General features: G+C 68.5%; 8 protein-coding genes and 1 riboswitch. Of the genes, 5 read left to right on the top strand and 3 right to left on the bottom strand.

The features are described 5' to 3' along the window. Positions 1-395: SDR family NAD(P)-dependent oxidoreductase (locus ACFVIU_RS37300; protein ID WP_385848109.1), on the bottom strand; the 395-nt coding region annotated here is incomplete at its 3' end. A gap of 79 nt (positions 396-474) precedes the next feature. Here ACFVIU_RS37300 and ACFVIU_RS37295 point away from each other — a divergent pair. Both ACFVIU_RS37295 and ACFVIU_RS37290 read left to right on the top strand, forming a co-directional pair. Then, positions 475-1,068 (top strand): TetR/AcrR family transcriptional regulator, encoded by a 594-nt coding sequence (locus ACFVIU_RS37295; protein WP_385848107.1) that lies wholly within the window; start codon positions 475-477, stop codon positions 1,066-1,068. Between the two features lie 258 nt (positions 1,069-1,326). Continuing rightward, positions 1,327-1,665, top strand: a complete 339-nt coding sequence (locus ACFVIU_RS37290; RefSeq protein ID WP_385848115.1) for an ATP-binding protein — start codon at positions 1,327-1,329, stop codon at positions 1,663-1,665. Positions 1,666-2,081: 416 nt separating this feature from the next. Here the strand turns inward: ACFVIU_RS37290 and ACFVIU_RS37285 are convergent, their stop codons facing one another. Beyond that, positions 2,082-3,221 (bottom strand): PP2C family protein-serine/threonine phosphatase, encoded by a 1,140-nt coding sequence (locus tag ACFVIU_RS37285; protein WP_385848105.1) that lies wholly within the window; start codon positions 3,219-3,221, stop codon positions 2,082-2,084. Positions 3,222-3,501: 280 nt separating this feature from the next. Then, on the bottom strand, positions 3,502-3,723 hold the full coding sequence (locus ACFVIU_RS37280) for a hypothetical protein (protein WP_385848104.1): 222 nt from the start codon (positions 3,721-3,723) through the stop codon (positions 3,502-3,504). On the opposite strand from ACFVIU_RS37280, the gene ACFVIU_RS37275 reads away from it, so the two are divergent. From ACFVIU_RS37275 to ACFVIU_RS37265, 3 genes are all read left to right on the top strand, one after another. Next, on the top strand, positions 3,616-3,840 hold the full coding sequence (locus ACFVIU_RS37275; protein ID WP_385848113.1) for a transposase: 225 nt from the start codon (positions 3,616-3,618) through the stop codon (positions 3,838-3,840). The genes ACFVIU_RS37280 and ACFVIU_RS37275 overlap by 108 nt on opposite strands. 78 nt (positions 3,841-3,918) lie before the next feature. Continuing rightward, the gene (locus tag ACFVIU_RS37270; protein WP_385848103.1) at positions 3,919-4,632 is read left to right on the top strand and encodes a hypothetical protein; all 714 of its coding nucleotides are present in this window, start codon (positions 3,919-3,921) and stop codon (positions 4,630-4,632) included. Positions 4,633-4,995: 363 nt separating this feature from the next. Continuing rightward, positions 4,996-5,067, top strand: a riboswitch (guanidine-III (ykkC-III) riboswitch). Between the two features lie 249 nt (positions 5,068-5,316). After that, positions 5,317-5,715 (top strand): ACT domain-containing protein, encoded by a 399-nt coding sequence (locus ACFVIU_RS37265; RefSeq protein ID WP_385848101.1) that lies wholly within the window; start codon positions 5,317-5,319, stop codon positions 5,713-5,715. Positions 5,716-5,796 lie beyond the last annotated feature (81 nt).

Genomic DNA, 5,796 nt, shown 5'->3' with positions numbered 1-5,796 from the left:
AGCAGCAGGTTGGTCAGGGCGAAGTGCCCCAGGTAGTTGGTGCCGAACTGCGTCTCGAAGCCGTCCTTGGTGCGGCCCTCGGGGACGTTCATGACTCCGGCGTTGTTGATGAGCAGGTCCAGGTCACCGTGCCAGTCGGCGGCGAACTCGCGCACGGAGGCGAGGTCGGCCAGGTCGAGCCGGCGGACCTCGACGCTGCCGTTCACGGCCTGGGCTGCGGTCTCGCCGCGCTTGGTGTCCCGTACGGCGAGGACGACGTGCGCGCCCGCGCCGGCCAGGGCCGTGGCGGTGGCGAGACCGAGGCCGCTGTTGGCGCCGGTCACGACGGCGGTGCGGCCGGTCTGGTCGGGGATGTCGGTGGTGTTCCAGGGCTGGGTGTGCGTGGTGTTTGCCATGACCCCAATGTATGCACTGCTCACAATGTATGCAACATTAACAATGTGGGCGTCGCTCACACCCGGCTAGGCTGGGAGCATGACGAACCGCCCCTACCACCACGGAGACCTCCCCGCCGCGCTCCTCGCACGGGCCGAGCGGACGTTGCGCGAGAAGGGATCGGGCGCACTCTCCCTGCGGGAGCTGGCCCGCGAGCTCGGGGTGAGCCCCGCCGCGCCCAGTCGGCACTTCAAGTCCAAGCAGGCACTGCTGGACGCCCTGGCGCTGACCGGGTTCGAGCGACTCGCCGAGGCCATCGCAGCCTCGCAGGAAGGCGCTGGTGAGGCGTTCGCCGACCGGCTGGATGCTGCGGCCCGCGCCTACGTGGGCTTCGCCGTGGCCAACGCCGCACTGCTCGACCTGATGTTCTCGGTCAAGCACAGCCCGGAGGCGTCGGAGGCGGTGGGCGCGACCGCCCACCGGTGGTCCGAGCAACTCCTGGAGCTGATCGGCGACGGGCAACGCCGGGGCGAAGTGCGCGAGGGGCAGCTGGAACGTGTTGCGCTACCGGTCTTCGCGGCGCTGCACGGATACGCCGGCCTGACGGTCAGCGGCGTACTGCCTCCGGAGTTGGCCGAGCACGGCCTGGACGACCTGATCGCGTCCATCCTGCGCGGCTGTGAGCCGCGATAGAGCCGCGCAGGATGATCAGAGGGGTCCGTTTTCAGGAACTGGCTGAGGGCCATGTTTCAAAGACTGGCGACAGGGCCTGTGGCCAGCCCACCACGGAAGTCTGCGGCCGCCGCTTGCCACTGGCGGCTTCAGCCACAGGTCGCCTGATGGTTGGTACGACGTCGCTCGCCAGGGTGGTTGTCCCGTCTCGCCGAGGGGTGTTGCCGGGCTCGGTGAAGGCGATGTGGTTGGCTCCCGTCTGGACGAGGCCGGGCCACGCTGGCCCACCAGGCTGGCCGGCTCGAAGCCGAGTTGAAGAAGATCCGCCGTTACAAGCTGATCACCATTGACGAGGTGGCCTACATCACGTTCGATCAGGACGCGGCGAACCTGTTCCTCCAGCTCATCGCGTCCCGCTACGAGCAGGGCTCTGTCATGGTGACCTCGAACCTGCCCTTCGGGCGCTGGGGAGAGACCTTCTCCGACGACCTCGTGGCCGCCGCGATGATCGGCCGCTTGGTCCACCACGCCAAGGTCCTCACCCTCACCGGCGACTCCTACCGCACCTGCCGGCGACGCGAACTCCTCGCCAAGGAGAACCGCGCGCGCCGCGACTGATCAACCCACTGGGGGTCAATGTTCCGGGCTCCCCGGGGGTCAAAATTCAGGAACCGTTGACACGGCCCGCTGGTAGCCGTTCCCCGTACTGTCCGCGAGAAAAGGAATGCCCTCGCGAGCGCGAGTACCAGCTCGGGAGGCCGAGGTCAGTGGCTTCGCAGGAAGACTGGGGGGCAGTCCGATGGGCCGTGGGGAAAGCATGTGGTCGATGGCCCTCGGATCAGCCGCGAGCACCGCGACTGCATCGCAAGGTTTTCCCGGGCCGGTCCCTCGGAAAGTGATGGTTCGGAGCCGGACTCCCTCGGTCAGGACCTTCGACCACGAGCGGGCCTTCACCTTGTTCAGGTACCCGACCGAGCCAGGCCCCTGCTCGGGGTAGACCACGCGTTGCGCCACGGCCACGGCATGGTCGCTGTTCAGAAGCTTGCGCCGAACCTGCTCGTGTGGGTGACGCGTCCGTGATGGCGGTGTCGGGCGGTGTCGGGCTCGCGGCGGAGCGCGACGAGAGCCGCGTCGTCGTCAAGGCGTCCACGGGTGTGGGTAAGCAGGTCGCGCCGGATGTGGTGCAACAGCGATTCCGGGCCGGTCTCCGTCCACTGGGCGGCCCGTGTCTCGAAGGGGTAGAAGTCTCCGTCGGCGTCGCGAGCTTCGATGACGCCATCGGTATAGAGCAGGAGTGTGTCACCGGGCTCGAAGGCGAGTACATCGATCTTGTAGTCCTCTGTCCCCAGCTCGCCGATCCCCAGCGGTGGCGCGGGGTGCAGGCTGGGCACGGTGAGGGAACTGTTAGGGCTGAGCACCAGGGGCGGGGGGTGCCCGCAGCTGACGATGCGGGTGATGGGGTCGTCGTCGGGGAGTTCCAGCAGCAAGGCGGTGGCGAAGCGTTCGCCGGCCTCCTCGGCTGGCTCGAAGTCGGCCAGGTAGCGGGTGACGCTCCGTCCCAGGGCAGCGGCCAGATCGGGCAGGGAGGTGTGCTGGTGTGCGGCTTCGCGGAAGGCTCCGAGCAGGAGGGCGGCCTCGCCGATGGCGGACAGCCCCTTGCCGCGCACGTCGCCGATCATGATGCGCACACCACCGATGACGCGGGTGGCCGCGTAGAGGTCACCCCCGATCTGCGCCTCGTCCTCGGCGGCCAGGTACAGACAGGCGATCCGCAGGGGACCGATCCGCTCCGGCAGCGGCCACAACAGGACGTGCTGCGCGGCCTCTGCGACCGATCGCACCTGGGCCAGCTGCCGTCGGGACCGCTCACGCACCACGCAAAAAAACACGATCACCGCTGACAGCACTGCCAGAGCGAGTATCTGTACCAGCACGTTACGCGAGGTCAGCACGCCGAAGTGCCAGCCGATGTACGACTGCGCCGCCACGGTCAGGAACCCGATCAGCCCGGTCAGCCATGGGCCGGCGAACGAGGCCGTGATCGCAGGAGCGATGACCAGCAGCGGACCCAGATGGATGTCCGCCGGGACCAACTGGTCCACCACTGTGATCACCACGATGAGCACGATCGGGATCACCAGCAGCGCATGACTCGACTGCCACACCTGCCGCACACCGGCCACTCCATGCCCGGACTCCACACCTTCCAGGCTGCCACCACCCAAGGCAGCTGACGAACGAGGACTGGGACAGGAGCAGCGGCGGCAACGACATTCCTGTAATGCAACTGCATGTTGTTCCGCTCAAGTCTTTGGTGTCACGAACTCCCTGGCACCGGCCCTATCCACCAGTGGGCGCGCGTCGACGCAGCGCGGGCGGAGCGGGCCGAAGTCAGGAGCGGCGCCCGCAGCGGAGCCGGGAAGCGCGCCCGGCGGAGCGGAGCGCAGCCGGGGCTTATGCAGCAGGGAAATTCCTATCGCCCTGCGGGCCGCCCGCGAAGGCCGGGTCCTGCCGAAAGAGACGACCTACCGCGTCATTACCTTCACCAAAGACGACAAGGTCGCGCACCTGGGCACGTCCCTGCTCGACACCGAGCAGTACCCGGCGGAGGAGCTGATTCCCCTCTACCGACACCGCTGGGAGATCGAGCTGGCCTTCGACGAGATCAAGAACCATCTCGGCCTCCGGGGGGCCATCCCGAAGCCGTGCGGCAAGAACTGTGGGCCCTGCTCGCGGTCCATCAGGCCGTCCGCCGGGTTGCTCACGAGGCCGCAGCGAGTGACCCGGTCCTAGGAGCTGTCCGGCCGGTCACGTGGAGGTGGAGGAAAACGGCGGGCCCGGGGGTTGTTGGCCCTGATAGAACATGGGTCGATGGGTATTCAGGAACGTGACCGCAAGGTCTGTCGGCCTCTGCGACGGGCTGGCCTCGAGGTGATCCCCAACGCTGTGCCATCGGGCACGATGCCGTTCGTCCGCGGATACGGTGCGGAGGACGTGGCCGGAGGCTTCTCGCACCGATACGACACCTCGCGGCTGGTTGAGCGCCTCAATGCGGACTGGTACGACCTTGCGGTCTCCTCGGGCCTTTTTGACCACCGGCGCGAGTTCCTCGTGCAGCTTCCGCAGGGCACCCGTTCGCACCTGGCCGCCCTGCAGCAAATGCACAGCGGCAGCCATGCACCGGCACTCTGGACCCGCGTCCGGCTGCTGGATCGCCGGGACATCATGGGCCGAGGCGCGGCATCGGCGTTCCTGGGCGTGCACTCGGGCCACCCGGGCTTCGGCATGATGGCTCTGGACGGCAGCGTGTACGTCTGCGCTCGACGGGCGAGACCGGCATCAACGTCCTCGTGGTGCATCACCCGGACCGCTCGGAGAACGTCCTGCGACACCTGGAGTGGATCACGCGTTACGACAGCCCCTATGCAAACCGCGAGGAAAAGCAGCGTGCCGCCGTCTGGCTCGCCAGCCGTGCAAGGGGCCTTCCGAGTCGCTGATGACGAGATCCCGGACGGGCTGACTGCCGCCGCGATCTCCTGCCCCTCGGCCTTGGCCGTGACCAGCTCACGGACCTTCTCCTGGTAGGTGTCGTGATAGCGGGACCGTTCCCAGTCGGAGCTGAGCGCATCGACCAGCTGCAGCGCCATGTCCAGTTGCTTGCCGCGCCCCGCCCGGCCCGAAAAGGCGTCCTCGCCCACGCAGCCGCTCTGGCCGACCTCAACGTTCTGGCGTACGCCCTCGTCAAAGCGGCGCGATGAGAGGAAGCCGCAGCCGCTCTGCACGCCACCAAGGGGTTTGCGACCCGATGGCCCGGACACCTCGACGGCGACCCACTGGAACGCTTCACCCGCGCCTACCTGACGTTCGCCTGAGCTCCGCCCCCGACGCCACAACCCAGAATTGCGCAGGGCCCGCCCAAGCTCGGGCGGCGGAGCGGGGTACAATCCCGGCGGCGGATCAATCGTGTCTCCGCCCCGGACGAGCGCGCAGCCGTACCCGGCCGAGCAAAGACGGCGCGCATCACAGCATGTCCCTGCTTCGCCCTGCCGTCCCTCGTAGATGGTCGGCCTCCTCACGATTCCCATGACTGCCGCGCCGCGTCCTATTGCTGGAACGGCGCTGTCCTGCCCGCACCTTTAGCCCGATCGCCGCCATCTGCGGCCATCCGCCTGTCCCCGCACGCCTGCGGCGACATCAGTTCACGGCGTGTGCGGGCGCCCGTCCCCGCAATCGCACATTCACACCTTCTGTAACCGATGGAGAATGCCCATGTCCGGAGAGACCGACCTGCGCGCCCTGCTGACTGGCATGCGGCCCGAACTGCACAGTGGCGCATACGTGTTCAGCACCGTCGCCGACCATGTCGTGCCCGAGGGAGTCGTACCGGTGGTGACGGCCGTCGAGGACGAGGGGCTGACGATCGTCGCCCGCAAGGAGGAGGCGGACCGCAGCGGTCTGCCCTACGACTACGTCGCCGGGTGGATCACCCTGCGCATCCACTCCTCCCTCGCCGCGGTGGGGCTCACGGCAGCCGTCGCGCGGGCGCTGGCCGACGCGGGGATCAGCTGCAACGTGGTCGCGGCCTTCCACCACGACCACCTGTTCGTCCCGCACGAGAGCGCCGAGCGGGCCGTCGAGGTCCTCGAGCGGCTCACCCGGCCCGCCTAGGATCCCTCCAGCCGCCGGGGGGGGGGGGGGGGGCGCGGGCGGGGCGGGCGCGGCGGGGCGCTCGGGCGCGGCGCCGCCGGC

Source organism: Streptomyces sp. NPDC127190 (assembly GCF_042672505.1).
Classification (GTDB): domain Bacteria; phylum Actinomycetota; class Actinomycetes; order Streptomycetales; family Streptomycetaceae; genus Streptomyces.
This window is presented reverse-complemented; position numbering and strand designations above follow the sequence as displayed.